Annotated in this window: 14 protein-coding genes and 8 pseudogenes; 12 read left to right on the top strand and 10 right to left on the bottom strand. The window is 57.9% G+C overall.

The window, feature by feature from the left end; translation table 11 throughout:
• Positions 1 to 628: 628 nt before the first annotated feature.
• Positions 629 to 803: pseudogene (locus JJE66_RS16590) on the top strand (transposase); the annotation flags it as partial.
• A gap of 259 nt (positions 804 to 1062) precedes the next feature.
• On the opposite strand, the gene JJE66_RS16585 reads toward JJE66_RS16590, so the two are convergent.
• Together JJE66_RS16585 and JJE66_RS16580 are read right to left on the bottom strand one after the other, a co-directional pair.
• Positions 1063 to 2457: an amidohydrolase family protein gene (locus JJE66_RS16585; RefSeq protein WP_200515225.1), complete on the bottom strand. Its 1395-nt coding sequence runs from the start codon at positions 2455 to 2457 to the stop codon at positions 1063 to 1065.
• 522 nt (positions 2458 to 2979) lie between these two features.
• Positions 2980 to 3156: pseudogene (locus JJE66_RS16580) on the bottom strand (transposase); the annotation flags it as partial.
• Between the two features lie 463 nt (positions 3157 to 3619).
• On the opposite strand from JJE66_RS16580, the gene ectB reads away from it, so the two are divergent.
• A complete protein-coding gene (gene ectB / locus JJE66_RS16575) occupies positions 3620 to 4918 on the top strand; it encodes a diaminobutyrate--2-oxoglutarate transaminase (protein ID WP_210349683.1) in 1299 nt (432 codons plus the stop codon).
• A 1165-nt stretch (positions 4919 to 6083) separates the two neighbouring features.
• Here the strand turns inward: ectB and JJE66_RS16570 are convergent.
• The 3 genes and pseudogenes from JJE66_RS16570 to JJE66_RS16560 all read right to left on the bottom strand — a co-directional run.
• Positions 6084 to 7721, bottom strand: a complete 1638-nt coding sequence (locus JJE66_RS16570; RefSeq protein ID WP_200515224.1) for a class I adenylate-forming enzyme family protein — start codon at positions 7719 to 7721, stop codon at positions 6084 to 6086.
• 741 nt (positions 7722 to 8462) lie between these two features.
• Positions 8463 to 8879 (bottom strand): ParB N-terminal domain-containing protein, encoded by a 417-nt coding sequence (locus JJE66_RS16565; protein WP_200515223.1) that lies wholly within the window; start codon positions 8877 to 8879, stop codon positions 8463 to 8465.
• Between the two features lie 341 nt (positions 8880 to 9220).
• A pseudogene (locus JJE66_RS16560) lies at positions 9221 to 10014 on the bottom strand (IS5/IS1182 family transposase); the annotation flags it as partial.
• A 727-nt stretch (positions 10015 to 10741) separates the two neighbouring features.
• Between JJE66_RS16560 and JJE66_RS16555 the strand changes: the two are divergent.
• From JJE66_RS16555 to JJE66_RS38105, 9 genes and pseudogenes are all read left to right on the top strand, one after another.
• Positions 10742 to 11230, top strand: coding sequence for a GNAT family N-acetyltransferase (locus JJE66_RS16555; RefSeq protein WP_200515222.1), 489 nt, complete (start codon positions 10742 to 10744; stop codon positions 11228 to 11230).
• Positions 11231 to 11495: 265 nt separating this feature from the next.
• Positions 11496 to 12506, top strand: coding sequence for a PLP-dependent cysteine synthase family protein (locus JJE66_RS16550; protein WP_200515401.1), 1011 nt, complete (start codon positions 11496 to 11498; stop codon positions 12504 to 12506).
• 913 nt (positions 12507 to 13419) lie between these two features.
• Positions 13420 to 14166 carry a GntR family transcriptional regulator gene (locus JJE66_RS16545; protein WP_200515221.1) on the top strand — a complete coding sequence of 249 codons (747 nt, stop codon included), beginning with the start codon at positions 13420 to 13422 and terminating at the stop codon, positions 14164 to 14166.
• 231 nt (positions 14167 to 14397) lie between these two features.
• A pseudogene (locus JJE66_RS38110) lies at positions 14398 to 15271 on the top strand (IS630 family transposase); the annotation flags it as partial.
• Between the two features lie 89 nt (positions 15272 to 15360).
• A complete protein-coding gene (tnpA, locus tag JJE66_RS16530; protein WP_200515219.1) occupies positions 15361 to 15783 on the top strand; it encodes an IS66-like element accessory protein TnpA in 423 nt (140 codons plus the stop codon).
• Positions 15777 to 16130, top strand: a complete 354-nt coding sequence (tnpB, locus tag JJE66_RS16525; RefSeq protein ID WP_200515218.1) for an IS66 family insertion sequence element accessory protein TnpB — start codon at positions 15777 to 15779, stop codon at positions 16128 to 16130. The genes tnpA and tnpB overlap by 7 nt, the downstream gene beginning before the upstream one ends.
• 51 nt (positions 16131 to 16181) lie before the next feature.
• Entirely contained in the window at positions 16182 to 17747 is a 1566-nt protein-coding gene (tnpC, locus tag JJE66_RS16520) for an IS66 family transposase (protein WP_200515217.1), read from the top strand.
• Entirely contained in the window at positions 17744 to 18346 is a 603-nt protein-coding gene (locus JJE66_RS16515; RefSeq protein ID WP_200515216.1) for a plasmid pRiA4b ORF-3 family protein, read from the top strand. Before tnpC (JJE66_RS16520) ends, JJE66_RS16515 begins: the two co-directional genes overlap by 4 nt.
• A 39-nt stretch (positions 18347 to 18385) precedes the next feature.
• Positions 18386 to 18542 (top strand): annotated as a pseudogene (locus tag JJE66_RS38105) (IS630 family transposase); the annotation flags it as partial.
• On the opposite strand, the gene JJE66_RS38100 reads toward JJE66_RS38105, so the two are convergent.
• From JJE66_RS38100 to tnpC (JJE66_RS16500), 5 genes and pseudogenes are all read right to left on the bottom strand, one after another.
• On the bottom strand, positions 18525 to 18797 hold the full coding sequence (locus JJE66_RS38100) for a transposase domain-containing protein (protein WP_246756433.1): 273 nt from the start codon (positions 18795 to 18797) through the stop codon (positions 18525 to 18527). The pseudogene JJE66_RS38105 and the gene JJE66_RS38100 overlap by 18 nt on opposite strands.
• A pseudogene (locus JJE66_RS38095) lies at positions 18754 to 19514 on the bottom strand (IS66 family transposase); the annotation flags it as partial. The pseudogene JJE66_RS38095 and the gene JJE66_RS38100, both read right to left, overlap by 44 nt.
• Before the next feature lie 124 nt (positions 19515 to 19638).
• Positions 19639 to 19749 (bottom strand): annotated as a pseudogene (locus JJE66_RS38090) (hypothetical protein); the annotation flags it as partial.
• Between the two features lie 236 nt (positions 19750 to 19985).
• Complete coding sequence (locus tag JJE66_RS16505; RefSeq protein ID WP_200515215.1) at positions 19986 to 21434, bottom strand: MATE family efflux transporter; 1449 nt, start codon at positions 21432 to 21434, stop codon at positions 19986 to 19988.
• A gap of 1053 nt (positions 21435 to 22487) precedes the next feature.
• Positions 22488 to 23446: pseudogene (gene tnpC, locus JJE66_RS16500) on the bottom strand (IS66 family transposase); the annotation flags it as partial.
• 159 nt (positions 23447 to 23605) lie between these two features.
• Here tnpC (JJE66_RS16500) and JJE66_RS16495 point away from each other — a divergent pair.
• Positions 23606 to 24559: a 2OG-Fe dioxygenase family protein gene (locus JJE66_RS16495; RefSeq protein WP_200515214.1), complete on the top strand. Its 954-nt coding sequence runs from the start codon at positions 23606 to 23608 to the stop codon at positions 24557 to 24559.
• The last annotated feature ends 178 nt before the right edge of the window (positions 24560 to 24737 follow it).

The following is a 24737-nucleotide window of genomic DNA, read 5'->3' as shown; positions in this document are numbered from 1 at the left end:
CATTGTCATGAAAACGATAGCGTGCGATCTTTTGGGGTATGCGCATACATCCGGCCAGTTTCCCTCGCTTCTCGCAGGAATTCTTCGCGGATCGCGGTGCGTCCACGTGTTGGCTGCACTGCACGCGCATCCCTCAGGGAAGATCGTTAACGAATTAGGGCGGGCGGGATGGCAGGATAACACCAAGGGCCTTTGCTGCTCTCGGTGGCAGGCTACACGTTCGAGCACTCCACCATTTACCTTTCGGGAGCGCACGCCTTCGATCGGACACGTGCGAGTCAGGCCTGTTGCGAGGGTTTGCGGTGATTTCTGAAGATGGTTGACCATCCAGGTTTGCCCGAAAGACGAGAGACCTTCCTAGTAATCAAACAGGCCCCCAATACAGCTCAGCAGCCTCGCATCCGCGCTTATCACTTTTTGAAATCAGACTTCGAATATGATCTGCGATAGCTTCGAGACGCTTCCGCGTCGGTCCCAGCAAACCCGAAGCTTCCTTCGACGATATAGCCGAAGCTTCGTCGATCCAGTCAAGCGAGTACATGGGGGCGACAGCCTTGCCTGTCCTGACCTGCCCCTAAGAATTTCCTCCAGAAGGATTTAGAGTCCGCCCCTGACGAAGGGCGGACAGATGAAGCGGAAGCGGTTCACCGAAGAGCGGATCATCGCGGTTTAAGGAGCACGAGGCCGGCGGGAAGACGGCCGATCTGGCTCGCAAACACGCGATCTCGGAGGCGACGTTTTACAATTGGAAGGCCAAGTTCGGCGGCATGGACGTTTCTGAGGCCAAGCGGCTCAAGGCGCTCAGAGTCCTGCGGCCTTTGCCGCCAACCTCACCGCAACGGGCGATAGGCTGCGCACCCGACCAGCTCCGCCAATCGCCTGTTGCTCTACCTGCGCCACTCGGCGTACAACCCACTCGGACTCTAAACGCTGCTGGATGACACTTCGGTGGCAGGTCAGATGCTGCCGAATCACTGAGGTTCTTGTAGGCACGAAGGGATAGTGTCCACACGATCGGAGTAGCGCTCACTGCTTCGAAAAGATGGGTTCCGTCGCTACCTATCAGGTCGTTGCTCTATCAAGTTTATACAGCGACCTGTTATTTTTAAACAGAATCATTTTGGCGGCCTCAATTGCCTCATCAAAGTCGAGGCTTCCCCCCACCACGTGTTCAGTGAGAGCCTGTGCGAGGTATCGTTTTCCCCAGCGACCAGAAAGCCAATAAAGCTCAGGAATATGATAAGCATCACTCGCATACATTATCTTGGAAAGTGGAACGACCTCCATGACCTGCATGTATCGCTGGAACAAGCTTTGGTGCACAAATGGCGTCATGATGGACAATTCAAAATAGCAGTTTGGATACAAATGACTTAGCCAAGCAGCTTTTCCCACTGATGGATAACCTGCATGCAGAGGAATGATCTTCGGCATACGCATCACATCATCTCGGTCAAAGCGACACACTTCCTCAAGGAAGAAAGGGTCTTGATTGCGAAGTATCACAAAGGGCGCTTCTCCGTCGCCGGTATGGATCTGCATTGGAATGTCGCGCTTTAGGCATTCTTCCAAGGCGATCGTGAAATTGTAGCGCCGGAGGTCCTTCGATATATTGTAATTAGCTTCTCGATCTCTCGGCGGGATCTTATGAGAGGATTTTCTGAGGTTCTTCCAAGACGCCTGAGCCACTTCGCGATCGTAAAGCGGTCTGATCAAACCGATATAGGGAAGAAGATAGGACTTCATCCCGTAGGACTTCTTTCCGTAATTTCCTTCTCCTTCTCCGTCGAGCATTTCGTGCATCCTAGTTACAAAGCGCTCCTCGTATTCGTCGAACGAAATGTCGAGAGGAAAGAGTTCTCTTTGGATCATCTCTATCCTGGCCAGACGATTAGTCCGGCAAGGCAATATGGCGTCTTCAAATCGCGATATCTCCACCGCTCCACAGCCTTCGGCGTACCCGGTATCCAGCATGATGTTTTCATATTTTACGTCCCGGAAAAGTTTATTGACGTAAGCCCAGTAGTTCTTCCCGCGCTCATTCCTGGCCTCAATGACCGCCTCAAGCCTTGGCTCACAACCAAAAAATTGAGAGAGCTCTTTAACAAGGAACTTCATGAACACGCCTTGTGCAATATCAGCAGTAATTCCAGCGACCTTGCTCTGAATATTGAAACTCTTGTTGAGGTCGTGCCTCGTTGCCTCATCACCATTTAACCACCGGTCGTATACGCCATGAGGAAAGTAATCGGAAATGGGATAGCCGGCCAAAGATATGCGCTCCACGTAGCGCTGCGGGGTTGTTAGCGCATCTCGATCCGTGATCAGGTGACAATGCGTGTCGTCGATCGGCAGAGCATCCACGGCCTCAAATATTTTCATAAACTCAGGGTGCTGCCTAGACCGAAAAAGCGAGAGGTGATCGGTGTGACTTGAGGGATCGAGTTGGTCGGTCATGGTGTGGTGCTCCAGTCCGTGGCACTCTTGATCGCAATGTCGGTACGTGAAGAGGCGTGCAATCGCGTGGCTCCTCAAGAATTTGAGGAGGTCAAATCTCTGACGATCAGCATGCATCCTTAAACACGCTGCATTTGTGCATATATGATGGCCTTGCTGCGGCTTTTTATCATGAAAGTCGAGAGACCCGCCGATCGTGGGCTGGCCTTTGCTTTTCCGAACACAGAGAGATGATCGAAGAACTGGTCCAGACTGGAATTTGGGCCCTGCGCACAACCTGAGGCTCCTAGTCCGTGCCTGACGCAGTGCGCAAGAGAGCAAACGTAAGTTCATCCACCTTCGGGGATATCGCGCTCGTCCCTTCGCTGACCTGCCACCGAAGTTTCATCCAGCAGCGTTTAGAGTCCGAGTGGGTTGTACGCCGAGCGATGCAGGTAGAGCAACGGGCGATTGGCGGAGCTGGTCGGGTGCGCGGCCTATCGCCCGTTGCGGTGAGGTTGGCGGCAAAGGCCGCAGGACTCTGAGCGCCTTGAGCCGCTTGGCCTCAGAAACGTCCATGCCGCCGAACTTGGCCTTCCAATTGTAAAACGTCGCCTCCGAGATCGCGTGTTTGCGAGCCAGATCGGCCGTATTCCCGCCGGCCTCGTGCTCCTTCAAAACCGCGATGATCCGCTCTTCCGTGAACCGCTTCCGCTTCATCTTTCCGCCCTTCGTCAGGAGCGGACTCTAAATCCTTCTGGAGGCAATTCTTAGGGGCAGGTCAATCGATCTGAACTTTGGGCCGCCCGTATGCCCTCGTCTATCCTGGACAGAGCGGCACACGATCAAGGCTGCGAGCGGCCAGCATAGTCTCTCAGTGCCCGCCCGATCTCTGTAGCTCCATATAACCGGAATGTGCTTTGCCGGACGCTAAGTGATCTATGATTCAAATCTGGAATGGCGAGCAGTTCTCGGAAATCGGCGTCTTACGTCCACCTGACAAGCTAGCGCAGAGAACACTACCAACGTTTGCAGGTTTCTCGGCGCCGCAACTCGGGTACATGAGCGCAGCCGTTCTGAAAAACGTAGATTGAGAAAATGGGCAACCTAAGTCGCATGCTCGGTCGCTAGAAGGCCAATTTTTAGAGCCGGCGTAACTTGTTCGGCTACCAAGGAGATACGGATGGGCGAAGGAATCTGTCACTCGCGCGAGATCAAGCGTTTTGAAGCCCTTGAATCGAACGTCCGTTCATACTCCCGTTCGTTTCCGGCAATCTTCAGCCGCGCGCGCGGTTCAATAATGCTAACGGAGGATGGAAGAGAGGTCATCGACTTTCTCTCCGGCGCTGGAGCACTGAACTACGGCCACAACAATTCCGCGATTAGAGAGGCTGTCGCTCAATATTTGGCATCGGATGCTGTAGTGCACGGGCTGGACATGGTCACTCCAGCAAAACTAGAATTCATGGACACTTTCAGCTCTACAATACTTCGGGAACGGAACCTGGACTATCGATTTCAGTTCACCGGGCCAACAGGTGCTAATGCGATTGAAGCGGCATTGAAGCTCGCGCGAAAAGTTACTGGTCGCCATAATATAATTACCTTCACACGTGGCTATCATGGCATGAGCTTGGGAGCGATCGCCGCGAGCGGTAATCGCTTTTACCGCGACGCCAGTGGCGTTTCTTTGTCTGGCACAACCTTCATGCCTTTTGATGGCTATTTTGGCCCAAGCATTGATACTGCGGACTACATGCGAGGCATCTTGGCGGACGAGAGCAGTGGCGTTGATCGTCCCGCTGCCATTCTCGTCGAAACCGTGCAAGGAGAGGGCGGTATAAACGTAGCTGGAGCGCAATGGTTAAGGTCAATTCAGGCCCTAGCAAGAGATGTTGGCGCCCTTTTCATTGTCGATGATATTCAGATGGGTTGCGGTCGAACGGGAAAGTTTTTTAGCTTCGAGTGTGCCCAGTTATCACCCGATATCGTCGCGATGTCTAAGTCGCTAAGCGGGTACGGTCTTCCGCTATCAATGTTGTTAATAAAAGAAGAGTTTGACGTGTGGCAACCGGGCGAACACACTGGTACGTTTCGTGGAAATAATCTTGCCCTTGTCTCTGCGAACGCCGCTGTGAATATTTACTGGCGCAGTCCCACGTTTTCGCAGCAAATCGAGGCCACGGGCAAAGTTATACGGTCTCGACTCGAGGTTATTGCATCAAAGCATACAAACAATTTTGCGGTTCGAGGTCGGGGGATGGCTCTCGGGTTTGATTGCAAAACGGCTGGAATTGCAGCGGCTACGACACGCAAGGCATTCGAGAAGGGATTGATCATCGAACGATGCGGCCCCATTGACGAGGTTGTCAAATTCTTACCGGCACTCACAATTAACAGTGACACTCTACATCAAGGCCTCGACTTATTTGAGCAAGCGTTGGCCGAGACTCTGCGGGAGGACAGAGTTATCTCACCTTGAGGGCCGCCTGGTTAGGTTACAAACGATGTTCGCCGCCACTGCAACTACCAAAGAACTCAATCGCGCCATCGAAGTTGGCGGGCTAATCGCCGACAAGAATTTTTCAATCCAATGTGTCCCGCAGACTTGAGCGAGCGCAACAGCAAAATCGGAATCTCACAGCACAAGAGCCGCGTTCAGCCTCTCGACATCGGCACGGACATTTACAGATGGCTCACTTGATTGACAATTCTTGGCAAGCTCACGCAATTCAATTGAGTAGCAATGTACGACAAGGCAGACAGCAGCTTCAAGGCTCTGATCCTACGGTCGCCGCCGCCGTCATCCGTTCCAAACGATTTTCAATCGACCCGGCAGCCGCGCCAACACGGGTCGTGGCCCCAGTGCTCGCGCAGCGGACCTCTCCAACCTCGGCTTACCCACCGTACGCGTACGACGAAGGTCGCCTTGATCGACGCGTGCAACGGCCCTCGGCGAGCTATACAATGGCGTTGGATGAAGGTCAGGCGGCTTGCTGATCGTCGGAGTTGCCGGCTTTGCGCAGAAGCTTCCACTCCCAGGGCAGTAGTTCGTGCAGCCGCGATGCAGGAAGATCGGCCATACGCGCGAGGACGTCGATCAGCCGGGCTTTGGAATGATACCGGGCCTTCTTATCCGGATTGAGAGGCTCACCGGCTCACCTAGTACTACTTTGGCAGATTCGTAAGTTTAGTGGGCTTGTCAGGATTCCAGAATCGATTTTCATTATAGGCGCGGCTTTTGTAGAGCTGACCATGGGGAACGCGACGTCAGATTGGGCAGGCCCGCTCGCATTTCTGGATCGCTGGGTCACGCTGCCGACGGCGAATGTGGCGGTGTTAAAGCGAGGGACTGATCGACACTAGTTGTCAAGGCGGAATGCGGCGGAAGCTCTTAAGAGCTGCGAACATGCGCGCGATCGAGTTGCGCAGGCGCGTCGTGCTCTTCATATCGAGATGCTGGATTATTTGAGGGCCATCATGCGGCGCCCTTGTACAACGGAGACAAAGCGAAAAGAACCATGAACCCCGCATTGGACCATCATCACCTATTTGGAACTGATAGCGTGTCCGCGATTGATCAACAGCCGACTCGCTGAACCTATCGAACTACCTGCGCGTGGTAGCCTGGGCTAGAAGAAGTGGCTTCAGCGCCAGCGTTTCTCCTCACTATCATAGGTGTCCAATAAAGGATCGCTGATCGCCATCAGCTCACGTTTAAGCACCTTATTGCTAGTAACAGTTCTCGGAAGCGTCGGAATGAAGCCGACGTACCGGGGCACCTTGAACACAGCAAGGCGCGCTCGAGCATGCGCCAGAATGGTCTCTACCTGCAGGTGAGCAGGCGTCAGTCCTTCTTTCAGTTCCACGTAGATCTTGACCTCCTCGCCCCGTTTATCATCGCGAACCGGCACGGCGGCCACGTCCGCGATCTCGGGAATCTCGCGGAGGACGGCCTCAACCTCGCGCGCAGAAATATTGTCGGCAAAGCGACGGATTATGTCCTTTTTGCGTCCAACGAACCAATACAAGCCAAGTTCGTTGCGACGTACCAGGTCGCCCGTCTTGAACCATTCGCCGTCGAAACAATCTGCATTCGTGTCCGGCTTGTTCCAATAGCCTTTGAAGATCCCACGCCCTTTCACGCGCAGCTCGCCGACTTCGCCGATCTTGGTGGGGCTACCGTCGTCGTTGACCGAACACAGTTCCCGAAATGGGGAACGAATCCCGAGCGAGCCGGTATCATTCATCTCTTCGATATCGGGAGGCATTTGCGTGCCGCTTCCGATTTCCGTCATCCCCCAATTATAGTTGCTTTGCACCCCAAAGTGCTCTCGAAATCGGCGTACCGTCTCAACACTCCAGCCGTCGTACTGCCAGACCTGCTTCAGGCATCTCGGTACTTCATAGGCGCCTTCCGCTATCAGCCTCGGCAACGCACACCAATCGATGCGGCATTTCTTGACCCAGTTCATGAATTGAGAGGGGTCCAGTTGCTGGGCGACGTACACCGTGCCACCCTGCCTATAAGAGCTCAGAAGAATACTTGGCCAAACGGCATAGGTGAAAGACGCCCAGCTCAGATACCGTTTGTACGGGCACAGATAGGCGCCTACGTACGAACACACGCCCCAATAGTCGTGCGTCAACATGCAACCCTTCGGAAAGCCCGTCGTCCCTGAAGTATACTGGATCGTCAACAGGTCGTCGGGGCAGACGTCCTCGTCCACCGGCGATTCGTCGCCACTCTTAAGCAATTGATGAAGGCTCATGGCAGTCCTGTTGGAAGACTGCCCAACAAGAATTACCCGCTCGTTTGGAAGATCTAGCGGACAACGATCGATTGCGCAGAACACTGGCCATGCAGATTCGTCAACGACGACAAATTTGGCTTGGGTGTCGCTGATAATGTATTCGATCTCCCTCGGCATGTACTTCATGCTGATCGGAACCATCACCGCACCGAGCTTTGCAACCGCGAACCACACGATTGGCATTTCGATGCGGTTGGGCAGCATCACCGCAATGCGATCGCCCTTGCGCACTCCGATTGCGCGCAGGGCATGTGCATAGCGATTGGACGTGCGGTCCAATTCGGAGTAGGTCGCGCGCTCCCCGCGCTCGAAGATGTTGATCGCGATTATCGAGCCGTGCGTTCGCGCCTGTGTCGAAACAAGCTGACCGACCGTTGTGGATTCGTATGCGGCCTCCAGCGCCTTGTCCCTGCACAAGGCATTTGCTACGCGGTCGTGCAGTTGGTTTATTGTAGAATTTGTAGGGGCCATTGTAATAGATCTCGGCTCAGGGGGACAAAGAAGAGTCGGCTATCAGGCGCAACCTTTCGACAGCTTCGCAGGCGCCCGGATCTCCAATACGTCCGACCACTCGTCCAGCGCGCGTGACAGGGAGACACGCGATGGTCAGGCGCGCGCAGGTATAACGGAACCCAAGCGCAGCAACGCGAAGCCCTCTCCACGCATCGGGCGTGAACGCTATCGTGATGAGCTGCATGGTTACTATTAGTGCATCATTAGCGCGGTTCGGATACTACCTATTCTGGTCAGGAATAGAAGCGTTGTCCGGGTCATGTTGCCGAAGGTGCCGATGGCTGTCACGCAGACGTGGAACATCGAGGAACCTGTGCTTGTCCGTCAGTCGAGGCGACGAAGCCGTTCTCATCAGTGCGAGCAACGCAGAGACAGGCTCAACGGCAGGTCCACGCCGATAGCGACGGGCTGCCGCGCAGGCGCGTAACTCGGTTAATCGCCACCTCAGGCTGATACACCCAGCCGCTGACCTAGGAGCTAGTCTCAGGCTTTGATGGCGTATTCCTATCGCACGATTCGAAGGATACGCTATGGGCGCACCAAAAGGATTAGCGATGGCAGCATGGATCAAACGAAACGGCATCTGGCGAACTTGGCGTGGTCCTGCTCGGCTGTTGAGCGACTCGAATGCGACTTTCTGGGCCGGGCTCCCGTTTGTCGGAGAGGTATTCCTGGATCAGCTGGATCGTTGCTCGTGGGTCATCTCAGGTCGTCGAGATTGACCGAGCAGCGCGGCAGCGCGACCTGCAACTGGTGTCGGGTTGTCTTGTAGCTCATCAGGTCGCCGGAAAGGCCAGCCTGAATGATCCGGTCGACAGCGACTGGCGATGCATCGGACCAATAGCTCACATGTAAGTTTGGATCTTCATAAGAAAGCAGCACGCATGGAACAAAACACAGTCCGAGCGCCCTCGCACAGAAGTACCGATGATGACCGTCCATGATCACCGAATGGTGTTTTTCGACTAAGATTGGCTGGGTCCACCATCCGTTTTCATCGATCTTCGTTGCCAGTATCCGAGCAGCTTCAATGTCGATCTTCTCGCTCGGTCGGAGTTGGCTGACGGGCAGCATGACGACCGAGTAACTCAAGCGGGGTTTGGCGGTGCCGCACATTCTCTACCCTTTTGTTGGGTTACCTCACCGCAATCCAATTGCCGCAGGTTTGCGGATAATCAAGCAGGTACCGTGCCAAAGAAGGCGACCTTTCCGACGAAAATGTTATTCTAAGCTTGTTGTGATGTATGCCGGTGAGACCAGCAGAGCCAACCGGTGGTCACAGACGGACCTTCCGGCATTGAGCTTTGCGGCTGCCGTGCAATCGCGCGACGCGTTCGTCACCTGACATGCTCCTGTTGAGGTTTCAAGAGAAATCCTACCGGCAGTGCTCGCAGCGACCCGACTGATTTTCTGTAGGATCGGCATCGCGACGCGCGTTGTGCTTAGAACGTCGTCCGTTAAGAAGCCGGAATGAGCTGGGCTGGAGAGGCTAGCCATCGCGTAGCGGTTCCCGGAACAGGCCAAGAGCTCTCTGAGCCTGGCGAGGATGCATCGGAAGATGTGGCCGACAGCGGAGAGAACGACGTTGGCGGCGTCGCCGGCGCGGCTTTTGCGGTAGCAGCGGCCGAGATGACCTTCGGCCGATGATGGGGTCGATGGCGGAGCGGCGGCGTAGCTCGCGCTTGATGGCGTCGGAGACGCCGCGCTTCTGGCCTAAGACGAAGATGCGACGCAGATTTTGCGCCTCGCGGCCGCGGTATCCTTCTCGACATAGGCCCGCTCGATCGGGCAGCCGGTGAGCGTCTCAGTGCGGTCGAATGACGCCCCGCAAGGTGTGGTCGTCGTGCCGGGTTACCGAGTATTGCGCCGGCGTGCAGCACAAACAGGCCGCCGGGAGCCCGGCGGTTCTTGGTGACGATGAAGGTCTTCACGTAGCGGGAAGCCATCATCGCCGCAGCGTTGGCCAGGCGGCAATAGGATTGCCGCAGTCTGACACCGTGTCGTCTCGCCAGGCGGTTGAGCCTCTTGATGGCCGCATGCAAGAGCTTGACATTGGTCGGAAAGGTGATGGCCTTCGGCTGCACTGTGGTGGCGACCGTGACCCGCTCGAGATCCTGGCTGCGCAACGCGCCGGCCTCGTGCGCCCACCCGCAGGCTCGGCCCGCAGCAGTTCCAGCTTATCGCTGAGCCGCTTGCGCCAGTGGCTCAGGTCCGAGCGCTCGTGCGGGAACGCGTGCCGGAAGAACTCTTCGACGGATCAGCGCAAAACGCCTTTAGAAGCGATAGCGAACCCTATCGACCATTGCGAGGTTGCGAGCCGATGAGACGAGATCGGAGTTTCGGCTTTCCGAGCGCATGCGAACACTGATGACCAGGACGGCCCGTCGAGGGCTGGGCGGTCAATGAATGAGTGGTCGCACGCGCGCTGATACCCATGGTGGCCCCGGCGCAAACAGCCCAAACTGGAGAACGGATACCTTGATGCCACTTACTACCAAACCGAGGAACTTCTTGCAACGCACAGTCGGACCATACATGCTGCGGCATTGCTTCGCTGCGCCGATGATGGCTTCACTCAATCACGATCGCTCAAATTCAGTGCCAATTTTCCGCTGTCCTGAAAACCTAATACCAGATCGAGACCACCTCCCCTTTTCCATCCGATCCATACTCTAAGGCACGACGGAAGTTCGATCGCTGCCTCCGGCTAAGGCATTACGGCCACACGCGCCGAGAACTTCATCAGCTCGGGTAAGGCGTCCCGCGGCGGAAACCTGACACCTTTGTCGGGTTTGTTGAACCCGCGACACGTCGGGTTTCAGCACCCCTTCCTACTGAGCTCTCGTGCAGACTCCTAATAGGAAATAGAAGGTGCTTTCTGAGGGTTCGTCCGCCAGGTTGGCACGACTTTTGAACCTCGCCCGTCGGATGCTCCATTTGGCTCCTCAGAGCCTTGAACACTCGGTGATCGGGAAATCATGCGCGCGACGCTGAAAACTGTGTCTCACTTCGATTACGCCATGGTCGCTCATTTGAAGCTTGAGCGCGAGCAAGAACAGTTTGTGGAGCGGTTGGATTTGTTGTTCTCGGAGCTCCGAAATAGCTCACACCCCGAACTGGTCCATCCGTTCGCTATTGTCGTCCGCGATGAGATTGTTGGCTTCTTCGTCCTTCGGGAAAAGGGAGCCCTGCCGGAATGGGCACCGCCAGACGCGATCACTTTGCATAGCCTTCGCGTGGGCCGACTATACCAAAATAATGGATATGGTAAGGAAACGATTGGACTTGTGGCTCAATGGATTTCGATCAATCGGCCATGCATCACTCGTCTCATGCTGGGCGTCAACGTACGAAATGTGGCAGCTAGAAATGCTTACCTGAAGTCGGGCTTTCAGGACACAGGCGCTGCTCACTGCGGACCAATCGGCCCTCAGAATATTCTGGAATACAAGATCGGTTTGGAATGATGCGCCCGATCCTTCTATTGGGGTTGTTGGAAGCTATGGTCGATCGCTCGTATTTGGGAGAACGCCTAGCTGGCTTTCGTGATTGTTGGACATGGCTCAGCAAGAGCTGGCTGCCCCTGCGCGCCGGCTCAAACCGATCGCCTGCTTCATCTATGCCAATGGCAGCTACCAAATGGATCCTCTCGAAATCCAATTTCGCTCTTTGCGTCGTAAAGGATGCACGAGAGCCGTACATTTTCGTTCCACAATGCCGCTGGGAGGCATCATGTTGCATACGACCGTCACGCAACTAATCGGTCAGACGCCAGTAATGTCCATCGAGGTCCCCAACAGGGATTCTTGCTTGGTGCTGAAGTTCGAAAAGAACAATCCAGGCGGCTCGATGAAGGATCGCATGGCTCGGAGCATGGTCGTGGCCGCGCTCCGAGACGAGCGCCTTGCCCCGGGCGGCACTATCGTTGAATCCTCATCCGGAAATACCGGGATAGGATTGGCGCTGGCAGCCTTGGAATTCGGCTTGCGGTTTATCGCCGTGGTCGACCATCATGCGGCGCCCGACAAGATCCGGATGATGCGCGCGCTCGGCGCCGAAATCCGTTACGTGGAAGGCGACTTCGGCGAGGATGAGGTCGCCGTGGTCGAGCGGCAACGTCTAGCGGCTCAGCTGGGCGCGCAGCTTCCGGGCGCGCTGTTCATGAATCAATCGGATAATCCCGCAAATCCGGAAGGCTACGCCGGCTTAGTGGAGGAGCTGATGGCCCAACTTTCAGCCGGCATCGACGCCTTTGTAGGATGCGTCGGGACCGGCGGGTCGATGACCGCTATCGCGCAAGGGCTGAAGTGGCATAACCCGGCAGTTCGCACAGTAGCGGTTGAGCCCGCCGGTTCAATTGTCTTCGGCAAGCCGGGGCATCCCTATTATCAGTCGGGTACCGGCACCCCCGCCGGCGACGAGGTCGGCAAAGTGCTGGACTATGGCTGCATCGACGAGGGAGTACAGGTGACCGATATCCAGGCGTTCGAGACGGCGCGCTATGTCGCGCGGCGCAAGGGGCTTTTAGTCGGGGGATCGACTGGCGGCGCCATCTATAAGGCCCTCGAATTCATTGTCACTGGCAAGCTAACCGGTACAGTCGTGACTATGATTATAGATGGCGGCGAGAAGTATCTGAGCACGATTTTCGACGACGAGTGGATGGCGCAGCGCCGGCTGTTCGATCCGCGAATCGCCACTCGGCTGGACGACTGGCTCATCGGAACAACGCACTCAATATGACGATTCGCGCGTGATCAAGACGAAGTGCGCGCGCCTTCGAGTATTTAGCCCGAGTTGCTTCCGGTATGCGCTGGCGCCTCAAAGCTTACGAGATCGATTCAAACAGTCCTGGGATCTTCACTCTGCCGTCCGTAGCGTTCCGCACGGCCACGTGAAGCCGTTCGCTAGGCCGCCGCCGCCATTTGGATGACGACTGAGTCGGCACGGGCCGCAACTCGAATCGATTCATATTAGCTACCGAACTGGCGTCCGGAAGCCGCACATCCATAATTCCGCGAGAGCGGCAGTGCCATGCGGATTTCGCCAAAAGATCGAAGACGCTTTTGTCGGTTGCGGCCGCGCGCGTTATCGGATGGCTTCTGGATTATGGACCGTGAGCCCCTCTCGGACACATTGATAAGCCGCCCGTGCGCGGATGCACCCGGAGCGCTGTCTGGACCACCGATCAAACACCAGTTGCTTGATCCGCTGATGAGCGCGTAATGATCGTTGCAAACGTCGTCCTTCCACAGCTTTCTCGGTCCTGCATCGCTCGTCTTCTTCGGGCGACACATCGTATTTCTATTGCTACCTGGAGAGGGGGAGTTACTTGGGAAAAACGCGACCATGACACTGATTATCGCAAACTTCTGCTTTGAGCCTGGCGTCGCCTGCGCCCTTCGGATGCGACAAGTTGAGGCATGCGCTTTTGCTATTGACGACGGCATTTCCGATCACGTGATGTGGCTTTCGTTCTAGTTCGAACGAAATGAGCTGCACGCAGCAACACTGGCCGTCAAACCTACAGCGTCGCTAGCGGAGACGATGTCTACTTGTGCATTGCGGCCGCGCACGGGCTACAGTCACAGTCTAATGTGGTTGAGGCTCTTCGCTTGAGTAACAATTAGATCTATTTGGTTTTGGAGTTTGCTGAATGCCTAGGATAGTGGTCGGTGCGCTGCACGAGCAGGTTCGACATGAGATCATGCGAAGAGTGCTCGAACATGAATACAAAGTGGGCGTCCCTCTACCGTCCGCAACCGTCTTAGCAGAGGAATTCGGCGTAAGCGCGATTACTGTCAGGCGCGCCCTTCGAGACCTTCAACCCACTGGAGTCCTCCGCACCGTTCCTGGGGTTGGGAGCTTTGTGCGAGAAACGCGCAGGTTTATTCGTAGTCTCGAGTTCTCGTTAACGTTTACCCGAGATGTGCAGCTCCTGGGGTTCAAATCACCAATTCAACTGACGTCGATGACCAGGGAGAGGATCCGAAATCCCATTCTAAGTGAATTTGATGCGGCAACCGGCACAATGCTTTGTATAAGAAAGATAATATCGATCGACGAAACGCCAGTCGTTCTTGATACTTCATACTTGCCCGTATCTTTGAGCGACAAAATCGTTGATGACACTGAGAATAAGCTTGTAAGCGTGGCACTGCGCGACCAGGGAACGCGCTTTTGCAAGACAAAGCTGCTTATTGACGCCGCACCGGCTTCAGAGGAAGCGCAGCAGGCGTTTGGTATTCCTAATGGATATCCGACTCTTCGGCGGGCTTATCAATTAACAACTGGGGACCCGTCCTTTTCGCTCCTTGGGATTTCCGAATCTCCATTTGACCGGTTGGCATACATCGTAGAATTCGACGCGTCTGTTATTGGAACCCGGTCGACCGTCCTTTAATGGCACGCACGATATCAAGACCATAGCCAAGAGCGATACACTGCCCGTTTCATTGTTCTTCCCGCGGTCGTCTCTGCAGGAGCCGCGCCGCATGATCGCGCTCAAGAGGTGTGGCTTGAGGCTTGAGCGCGGCAGGCCTAAAAGCGGGATGGGGTTTGGTTGAATCGATTTGGGATTCCCAAATCAGTGCGTTTCTGATTCACCATGCTGGCTGGGAGGAGACCAGCATGGATGGGCAAGCCTTATTCTCTGGATCTTCGTAAGCGTGTCGTGTCCGCGATCGAGGGCGGGATGTCCCGCAATCAAACCGCCAAGCGGTTCGGAGTGGCAATCAGCACGGCCATTGGCTGGATGAAGCGGGTCGAGAAGACCGGCAGCGTCGAGCCTGGCCAGATGGGCGGTCACAAGCCGAAGGCGGTTTCGGGAGACCACGCCGTCTGGCTATCGCAACGGATCAAGGCCGGCGATTTCACCATACGCGGGCTCGTTGCCGAGCTTGCCGGACGCGGCCTGAAGGTCGATTACCACTCGTGTGGGACTTCGTGCATGCCGAGAAGCTCAGCTTCAAAAAAAGCGTGGCGGCTGGCGAACGCGATCGACCCGAGGTCGCGCGGCGGCGAGCCCAGTGGACAAAATATCAAGGTCGCGTCGAAGCTGACCGGCGTAAGCATCCGGCGTGGGCCACAGGCGGGTTAGCCCTTACCTGACGAGGGAATCAGAAAAGGCAGAAGCGCTAGGAATAAGGTGAGGATCTGAGCGGCTGGTCTTCATCGACGAGACCTGGACCAGGACCGATATGGCGTCCTTGCGGGGATGGGCGCCGCGCGGGCACCGACTTCACGCCAAGGTTCCACACGGCCGCTGGAAAACCATGACCTTCCTGGCAGCCCTGCGTCATGAGCGCATCGATGCGCCATGGTTCATCGAGGGGCCGATCGATGGCGTGAGCTTTCGCACCTATGTCGAGAAGGTTCTTCTGCCCGTCCTTCGGCCCGGCGATATCGTCGTCTTGGACAATCTCGGCAGCCACAGGAGCAAAGCAGTTCGCCAGCTCATCCGTTCGGTCGGCGCCAAGCTCTTCTTCCTGCCAAAATACTCGCCCGACCGTAAGCGTAGCGCCGAGGCCCATCGGATTGTTTGTGCGGAGTCTTGAGAGCACCGTTAGAAGAGTCATCTTCAGCAAGGGTGCTCACAATGGACGACCATTCGGACGACATAAGACGACCGTTGTCGCCGCGTATCGAAGTGTATGCTGGCGCAGGTCGCAAGCGGTGGCCGGATGATTTGAAGGCACAGATTGCCGCGGAAAGCCTCGAGCCGGGGGCGGTTGTCACAGACGTCGCCCGTCGTCATGGCTGCCGGCCCCAGCAGGTGCATGACTGGCGGCGTCGGGCGCGTTTGGGCCAGTTGGTGCTGCCGGCTTCGGCGGCTACGCTGTCGTTCGTGCCGGTGGTGTCGGAATCGGCGCTACCGGCGGCCGCAGAGCCTACCGGGTCGCCGGAAGCAGCCATTGTGACGGTTGAGCTCCAGGGAGCACGCGTGGAGGTGCGGGGGGCGCCTGGCCTTGCTGTGTTGAGTGATGTGTTCTTAGCGCTCCGACGGACACGTTCATGCTGACGCCGCCTGCGAGCCTTACGATTTACGTAGCGACCCAACCTGTGGACTTCAGAAAAGGTGCGGAGGGCTTGGCGCTGTTGGCGAAGGAGACGCTGGGCCATGACCCGATGAAGGGCGTGGCGGTGGTCTTCCGTGCGAAGCGCGCTGACCGCGTGAAGATCGTCGTCTGGGATGGCAGCGGCCTTGTGATGTACTGGAAGCGGCTCGATGGCAGCGGCTTCAAATGGCCTCCCATCGTGGCCGGCATGATGCGGATGAATGCGGCCCAGCTGTCGGCGCTTCTGGCCGGCATGGATTGGACGCGCATGCATGCGCCTCGCGACGCGCAGCCGAAAGCACTTGCTTAAAGATACAAATCTTCGCTGCATCGGAGCGCGAAGCGTGGCAGACTCGGAGCAATGAGTGATTTGCCTGATGAGCTGCCGAGCGATCCGGCCGAGTTGCGCGTCTTTGCCGCGGCTCTGCTGGATCGCTGCGCCAGGCTCGAGCGGTTGCTCAAGCTTGCAAAAGATGCGCAGTTCGGTCGCTCCTCGGAAAAGCTGGACACTGATCAGTTACAGCTTGTTCTGGAGGATATCGATCAGGCCGTTGCGGCTCTCGAAGCCGCCGAGGATCGCGCCAATCCCAAGACATGCGAGAAGAGAGCTGCCGCGCGCAGGGCCAACCGTGGTCAGCTTCCGGAGCATTTGCCGCGCATCATCGAGACCCTGATGCCCGCTCCAACCTGCTGTCCGTCCTGCAAAGGCGATCTCTTTGAGATCGGCCACGATGAGAGCCAGAGGCTCGACGTCGTGCCGGCGCAGTATCGCGTCATCGTCACCCGCCGGCCCAAGCTGGCCTGCCGCGCCTATCATGGCGTCGTCCTCCAGCACGCCGCTCCCGAGCGACTGATCAGGGGAGGATTGCCCACCGAGCGGCTGGTCGCGCATGTCATCGATGCCAAGTATCATTGGCATTTGCCGCTTTACCGCCAGGCGCAGATGCTGGCGACGCACGGTATCGCCATCGACCGTTCCACGCTCGCCTTCTGGGTCGGCTATGCTGCCCAGGAATTGAAGCCCTTATGGCATCGTCTGCGCCAGCTTCTGCTCGTCTCCTCGAAGCTCTGTGTCGATGAGACCCCGGCGCCGGTGTTGGATCCGGGGCGCGGCAGGACCAAAACCGGCTACTTCTGGGCGCTGTCACGCGATGACAGGCCCTGGGCCGGACCTGAACCGCCTGGGGTGGTTTATGCCTATGCACCGGGACGCGGGGCTGTTCATGGCTTGCGCTTGCTCGAGGGCTATCGCGGCATCATCCATTGCGACGGCTATCAGGCCTACAAGGCCATGACCCGAGAGACGCGTGCGGACGCCCTGTCTGGGACGCTCGCCTTCTGCTGGTCGCATCTACGGCGCCAGTTTGTGAAGATCGAGCGCGAGGCTGCTCCGGCGCCAGCTCCGGTTGCCCGCGAGGCGCTCGCGCGCATTGCCCAGCTCTACGCAGTCGAGAAGGCACTGCGCGGCCACTCTGCTGCCGAGCGCTGCGCCGGCCGACAAGCGCATGCCCGGCCTCGGGCTACAGCCTTGAAGCAGTGGTTTGAGGCAACGCTTGATCACCTTGCGCAGAAGAGCGACACGGCGAAGGCCTTGCGTTACGCGCTGCGTCATTGGGATGGCCTGACGCTCTACCTTGATGACGGACGCATCGAGATGGACACGAATGCAGTCGAGCGTGCGATGCGGCCGATCAAGCTCAACGCCAAGAACTCCCTTTTTGCCGGTTGCGACGAGGGTGCCGAGAATTGGGCAGTGCTGGCTTCATTAATCGAGACCTGTAAGCTCAATGGCGTCAATGCCGAGCGCTGGCTCGCTGACGTTCTCGCAAAGCTCGTCAATGGTTGGCCTGCGGCGCGACTGGACGAACTGCTTCCCTGGGCGTCGACATACACGATGCATGCTCCCGATCCGAGGCTGGCAGCATGAGCCTGAACACGACCGCGGTCCGGATCAAGGTGACCCTCAAGGACGTGAAGCCGGAGGTGATGCGTCGCCTTGTCGTACCCATCACCCTGCGCCTTGATCGGTTGCATCTCACGCTTCAGGAGGCATTCGGCTGGACGAACAGTCACCTCTTCGAGTTCTTCGCTGGTGAGGCACATTGGGGGATTCCCGACCCCCACAACGATTACGGCCACCAGCCCATGGATGCGAGCAAAGCGCGGCTTTGCGATATTGTTCGAGAGACCGGCGCCAAGACGATCCACTATCTCTATGATTTCGGCGACAGCTGGGACCATGTGATCAAGCTCGAAAAATGGTTCGAGAACACCATGACGGAGGGGCTTCCCTTCCTGCTCGAGGCTGCCGGTCGTTGTCCTCCGGAAGACGTCGGCGGTGCGCCAGGCTATGCCGAATACATCGCCGCCATCAGCGACCCCGCCCATCCCGAGCACGAACACATGCGCCTCTGGGGCCCGGAGCGGTTCGACCCCACCGTCGTCGACCGGAAGGCGCTCGAAGCCGCCGTCAACGCGTTGTCCGACACATGGAAACCGCGGCGGCGCGCCACGCGAACAAAATAGGCGTCAAGCGCCATTCAAAAGGGCCGCAGAGCTCCGCTTACGCCCGACCTGAACCCGATCGAGCAGGTCTTTGCCAAGCTCAAGCACCTGCTCCGTAAAGCTGCCGCACGAACCGTCGACGCGGTCTGCGCCGCAATCGGCCACCACCGCCAAGGAGTGCGCCAACTACCTCAAAAATTCAGGCTATCGAACCTAATGCCATCACGCTTGTAGGGCAGTAGCTGGTCGATGTCGCGGTTTGGATAGCCCCGTTGACGATCCTGGTCAGGACGTTGGTGAGATGGGCGAACGGATCGACGTCGTTGATCTTGCAAGTCTCGACCAGGGACGCGACGACAACCCAGTGTTCGGGCGCCACCGTCGGATCCGGCAAACAGCGCGTTCTTGCGACTGAGCTTGATGCCACGGATTGATCGTTCGACCGTATTGTTGTCGAGTTCAATGCGGCCATCGTCGATGACGCGCGTTAAGCCTTGCCAGCGCGAGAGGCCGTAGCTGATGGCCTCGGTGAGCTTGATCTTCTGACTTATGAGAGCCAGCTTGGCGCGCAGCCAGCCCTCGAAGGCATCAGCCAGCGGCCGGCTGTTCTGCTGCCGCACGAGGCGACGTTCCTCGGCGCTGCGGCCTCGGATCTCCTGGTCGATCGCATAGAATGCAGCAATGTGCTTCAAGGCCTCGCTTGCGATCGGCGGGGGGGGCCGGCTGTCGCGAGTTCGTAGACTTGCGCCGCATGTGCACCCAGCAGAAGGCGAGCTCCACCTCGCCACGCTCGGCGAGCTATGGGTAGGCGTTGTAGCCACATCGACCTGCAGGACGCCCTGAAGCCGGCAAGATGATTGAACAGCCGCTCGGCTTTGCGGTCGGTTGCATAGACATAGGCTATTCCGCGTGGATCGAAACGCCACTGGCTTGTCATCGGCGGCATAGGCCCAAAGCTGGCCGGTCTTGGTGCGCCCTCGACCGGGATCGAGCACAGGCACGGTCGTCTCGTCGGCGAACAGCTTGGACCTCGCTCGAAGCACCATGACAAGGCACTCATACTGCGGACCCAGATGGAGGGCGGCATGCCCAGCCCAGTCCGCCGGAGTCGATCGATCGAGAGGGATGCCCTGGGGGCATAGATCTGGGCCTGCCGGTACAGCGGCAGATGATCGGCGTACTTGGACATCAGAACCTGAGCGACGGCTGCCTTCGTCAGCAGTCCGCCCTCGATCAAGCGGGCCGGAGCCTGGGCCTGCAGGACGCCGTCTTCGCAGGCTCGACACGCGCATTTGGACGTCCTCGAGACCGAGCAGCATCTGCTCCTCGGAAAGCGACTCTGCCTTCCGGCCAAAGCGATAACGCTGCAGGTCTTTGATGATCTGGCGCAGCCGCTCGCTCTCGTCCAGCTCGGCAAGCAGCATCGCCTTCAGCGTCTCGGGATCATCAGGACGGTTATCGCTCACAGGCAAATCAGAGCATATTCGCGGCCGCTTGACGGCGTGCTCAATGCCCCTGATTCACTTCGCCGCAGCGCGGTCCACAATTATCGGCTTGCGTCGGGACGACCGTCTCCCGCGTGGACACGCCGCCAATCAAGCTCTTCGAGCAGCGCCGACAAATCCGCCGCCGACAAACGCACCACGTCGGGGCGGCGGATTCAATTGCAAGAGCGGCCGTTCGCCAGCAGCAGGAACCGTTGGACAAGAAGCCCCGCATAGATGGTTGCGCCGATTGATAAGCCGATCCAGATACCAACTGCGCCAAGGCCCATTTTCAAACCTAGTATGTAGCTAATGGGCAAGCCAATCAACCACTGAGCGATAACGGCAAACAGAAGCGGCACTCGCGTATCCTTCAGCCCTCGAAGGCTGGCCGCCGCGATCCACTGGGTGGCATCAGTGACGAAATAGCTCGCGCCGGCCAAAAGGAGCTCTCCAGCCAATCGGATCGTTGCATCAGCATCGCCGGCCGATTCGCCGAGTAGAAACTTGGCAATCGGCATACGTGCGGCGATCACTGCAATCGTTAGCATTACGGTTGTGACGAAACCGAGCACTATCGCAACCAGACCAGCCAGCCTAATTCCGGGACCATCGCGGCGGCCGGCTGCATGGCTAACGCGCACGCTCGCCGCCGTGCTGATGCCTAAGGGGATCAATGCCAGGAAGGCGGCGACTTGGCTCGCAATCTGATGAGCGACAATTGCTCTGGTGCTGATCCTGCCGGCCAGGAGCACTGCGGCCGAGGATAGTGCGTACCGAACTAAGTAAGTGACGGAGTTCGGCGTGCCGGTCAGGACTAACTGCCGCATTAAGGGCCAATTGAAGCGCCAGAAATGCGCAAGCACGTGGTAGTCACGAAAAGGACGATGCATTGTGGCGACCCACAAAACCGTCAAAAACGTTCCACAGTTCACGAGAGTAGTTGCAAGGCCCGCTCCAAAGAGCTCGAGCCGGGGCAGGCCAAGCTTCCCATAAACGAGGATATAAACCAGCACCGCGTTGACGGGCACGGCTGCGAGCGTGATCCACCAGACCGGTTGCGGGCGCTTGACTGCGCTCATCAAATTGCGGATGGCCTGAAACCACAGCGCTGGCGCCACGCCCCAAGCCAGTCCAAAGAGATATTGCTGGGCGAGCCGCGCCGCGGCCGGCTCCTGGCTAAGAGCGAGCAGTATTTGCTCTCCGAACAGTGCGGACGCAGTGATCGGGATAGATAGCAGCAACGCCGCCAATAGGCCCATCCGCAGGGAGCGTCGGACCATAGGCAGATTATCCGCCCCAAACGCCTGCGCCGCCAATGGCGCGATTGGCGTCAGCAGGCCGACGCCGAACATGACGCTCATGAGATATAGTCTGCCGGCCAGCGCAGCCGCGGCGACCCCTTCAGCGCCGGTGCGCGCGATGAAGGCAAGATCGGTCGTCATCATCGCGATCTGGCCAGCCTGCGTTAGCACAATCGGCACTGCGAGGTCGACGGTTTCTCTGAACTCAACAGCAAGGCTATGGTGGGGAGCCCTTCTCGTCGGTCCGTTCCGCGCTGCCGATGCGGATTTTGTTTGGACTATTTTGCTATGGAAAGCATGCTGCTGTCGTTCGGTGGACATTCGACGCTCTTGTTTCACCGGAGGGCTCCTCTTCTCAGCCATCGCGATAGCGAACGCGGCCTTACGTGCAGCGTTGCACAGCCGGCCGCTAGAGACGCGGAGCGGACGGAACTGCTCGCCCTTTGATGAGAAACGGTCCGCCGCCTTGGCTAGCACTTCCTCCGACGGACGCGTCCGCGCGGCTTAAGCGCGAAGGAGACGCGGCTGGTTGGGACTCGCCAGCATCGGGATGAGGACCGACGCGAATTGGATACCTAGCCTTGTCGATTCCGGTGGCAAGATCGTAACCGAGCCCGCCCTGAAACGGATAGCGGTGGTGGGGTAGCCGAATTCAAGCGCCACGAATGTGGGAATGGAGCAACGAAAACCTTATAAGCCATGACTGCGAGCCCTATTGATGCGATGCGGAAGGACATCTCCCGTTCAAGACTCACGCCAACTGCGAAACGTCGATTTCTACCACTATTTTCTCAAGCAGACATGTCGTAGGCCCGACGGCATGTCGCAAATCAGACGCGATCGCCACAACATCTTGGACACCAATGGAAGACATTTTGCATGAGGCGACGGCAGTACCCTCACAATCGGTCCGGGCCGGTTGTCACTGGCAAAGAAATTGGGATTAAAGGCGCACACTTGCAGGCGCGGGTGCCGCGGATCACCAGCACGAAATTCCCAACCATTCTCATGGACGACAGCAGGCCATGTGGCGCACTCGGTCTGTCCGACGGGCGACGGCTCTACCCTCCTGCCATTCAAGCGGTGGGCAGTCTCATTGATGATCGCATGACGTTGGCGCGCCTTCGGCGAGACGTACTGCGCGCCAAGGGCCATGCCCTCTAACACAGATCGTGCACGTCGCGGGCTGGTTGTCCGCTATCGAGTTCAACGACGATAGCTCGGTAGCTGGGCCGCCGGTGGACGTCGAGAGCGGAGTATGCGCCCATCGAGCACTGCCGTATCGGGCGAGCCACCAGCGCGGTAGAGTCCGTCGCGAATGATCATAGTTCAGGTTCAGTGAAATCAATATTGGATGAAATGCAAGCGTGGTTTTCAGGCCACCGCTTTGAGAGATTGAGCGCGGCAGGCCCAGGGCAGTAGCTGGTCGATGTCGCGGTTTGGATGCCCGTTGACGATCCTGGTCAGGACGTCGATGAGATAGGCGAGCGGATCGCCGTCGTTGATCTTGCAGGTCTCGACCAGGGACGCGATGACGGCCCAGTGTTCGGCGCCGCCGACGGATCCAGCAAACAGAGCGTTCTTGCGACTAAGTTTGATGCCACGGATTGATCGTTCGACCGTATCGCTGTCGATCTCGATGCGGCCATCATCGATGAAGCGCGTTAAGCGTTGCCGGCGCGAAAGAGCGTAGCGGATGACCTCGGCGAGCTCATCTTCTGGCTGATGGGAACCAGCTTGGCGCGCAGCCATACCTCAAAGGCATCGGCCGTGGTCGGCTCTTCTGCTGGCGCACGAGGCGACACTCCTCGGCGCTGCGGCCGCGGATCTCCTTCTCGATGGCGTAGAATGCGGCAATGTGCTGCAGCGCCTCGCTTGCGATCGGCGCGGGGCTGGCTGTCGCAAGTTCGTAGAGGTTGCGCCGCATGTGCACCCAGCAGAGAAAGGCGAACTCGACCGCACTACGTCCGGCAAGCCTTAAATAGGCGTTGTAGCCATCGATCTGTAGGGCGCCTTGAAGCCGGAACAGCCGCTCGGCTTTGCGGTCGGGTGCATGGACATAGGCTATTCCGCGCAGATCGAAACGCCACGGGCCTGTCACCGGCGGCATAGGCCCAAAGCTGGCCAGTCTTGGTGCGCGCTCGACCGGGATCGAGCACCGGCACCGTCGTCTCGTCGACGAACAGCTTGGGCCTCGCTCGAAACACCGTGACAAGGCGCTCATACTGCGGGCCCAGATGGAAGGCGGCCTGCCCAACCCGTCGAGACGGATGCGCTGGTGGGCATAGATCTGGGCCTGCGGACACCAGAACCTGCGCGACGGTTGCCTCCGTCGATCAGCACCTCGAGAAGCTACCAAATGCCGCACTCGCAAGAGACCGCGCGCCGCAGCTGATGGCCGTGCTGAATGGACAGCCTCCTGAAAGTTTGTAGCTAGCCAGAGCTTCTGCACCCGGTCCATAATCGCATGCTTGCTACTGCAGGAGGAATCGATGAAAGATCTGTCGTCTGTTCGCATCGACGGTCCGAATAAACTGAAGGATTCTGGCCGGCTGTACAAAGATCCGATTGCATCAGGACTGGACACTGAACAAATCGAGCAAGCGCTTCGGGGCAGACCGCACCCGACTATCGAGCAGTACCGAGATGCACTGGAGCGCGACGGATTTGCCTACGAACGTGGCCAAAATATACAGTCGGTGCTCAGTGCGAGTGCGTTAGACTGGATTAAAATGGCGCGCGAAGCGGGTCGCTGCGCGCCGTTGGACCAAAATCGTGGCGGGCGTGAGGCTGGACGCCACCGGTATTATTCGGCTGGAGTTTACGTGAATCATGCCGCCGCCGGGACGCGCTTCGTGCCGTGTCCGCCATTTGTCGATGCCAGCGGGGAGCTGTTCACAACTTTTCTTCAGCCGCCGGGCACGAATCGCGACTACGATACTGAGCGGCGGTTTGACCCGTTTCCGGAAACTTTAATCCGGCACGATGGCCTGCAACAACTCGTAGATCTCTGCTTCCAGATCACGCCATCCTCCTTGTTTCCGAACGAAGCTCGCGACTGGCTGAGGGTAGGACTCCACTTGGTCTGCCTACATGCTGAGGGAGTGCGACCAGGGATGAGCAGCCCGAATCGGGCACATGTCGACGGGGAGCTCTGTACGAGCATCGTAATGGTAGAGCGCGTCAACGTGATCGGGGGCGCAAGCTTGGTGGTTGAGCGGGAGTTCGCGGATGCGCATCCGAACGAAATCCCCTCCGAGTCCCGCTTGGCAGATATAACTCTTGAAGCGACCTTGGACATTCTAACGGTAGATGACCGGCGCGTGGCCCACTACGTGTTCCCCGTCTTTGCTGGCAAGAACACGATAGGACACCGCACCGTTCTCCTAGTCGACTTCACGCCGCTCATCACGGTGGACTCCGAGCAGTTGCTCGCCCGCGAATGAGTCGGAGTCATTCAAGGACGGGACCCCATAGGCCGGATTCTTGAAGATGGCCGCGACAGCCGACTCGGTCGCAAATCGTCATGGCGGTCGCGGCGGGGCAGTGCCAAATCCCGACCAACAAGGGCCCGTGTCACTTGCGGGCCCGTGTGTACTGAGGATTTCGAACAGCAGAGCGAGC

This window comes from Bradyrhizobium diazoefficiens, from assembly GCF_016612535.1.
GTDB lineage: Bacteria > Pseudomonadota > Alphaproteobacteria > Rhizobiales > Xanthobacteraceae > Bradyrhizobium > Bradyrhizobium diazoefficiens_C.
The sequence above is the reverse complement of the archived record's forward strand: the minus strand, read 5'-3'. Positions and strand labels throughout refer to the sequence as shown.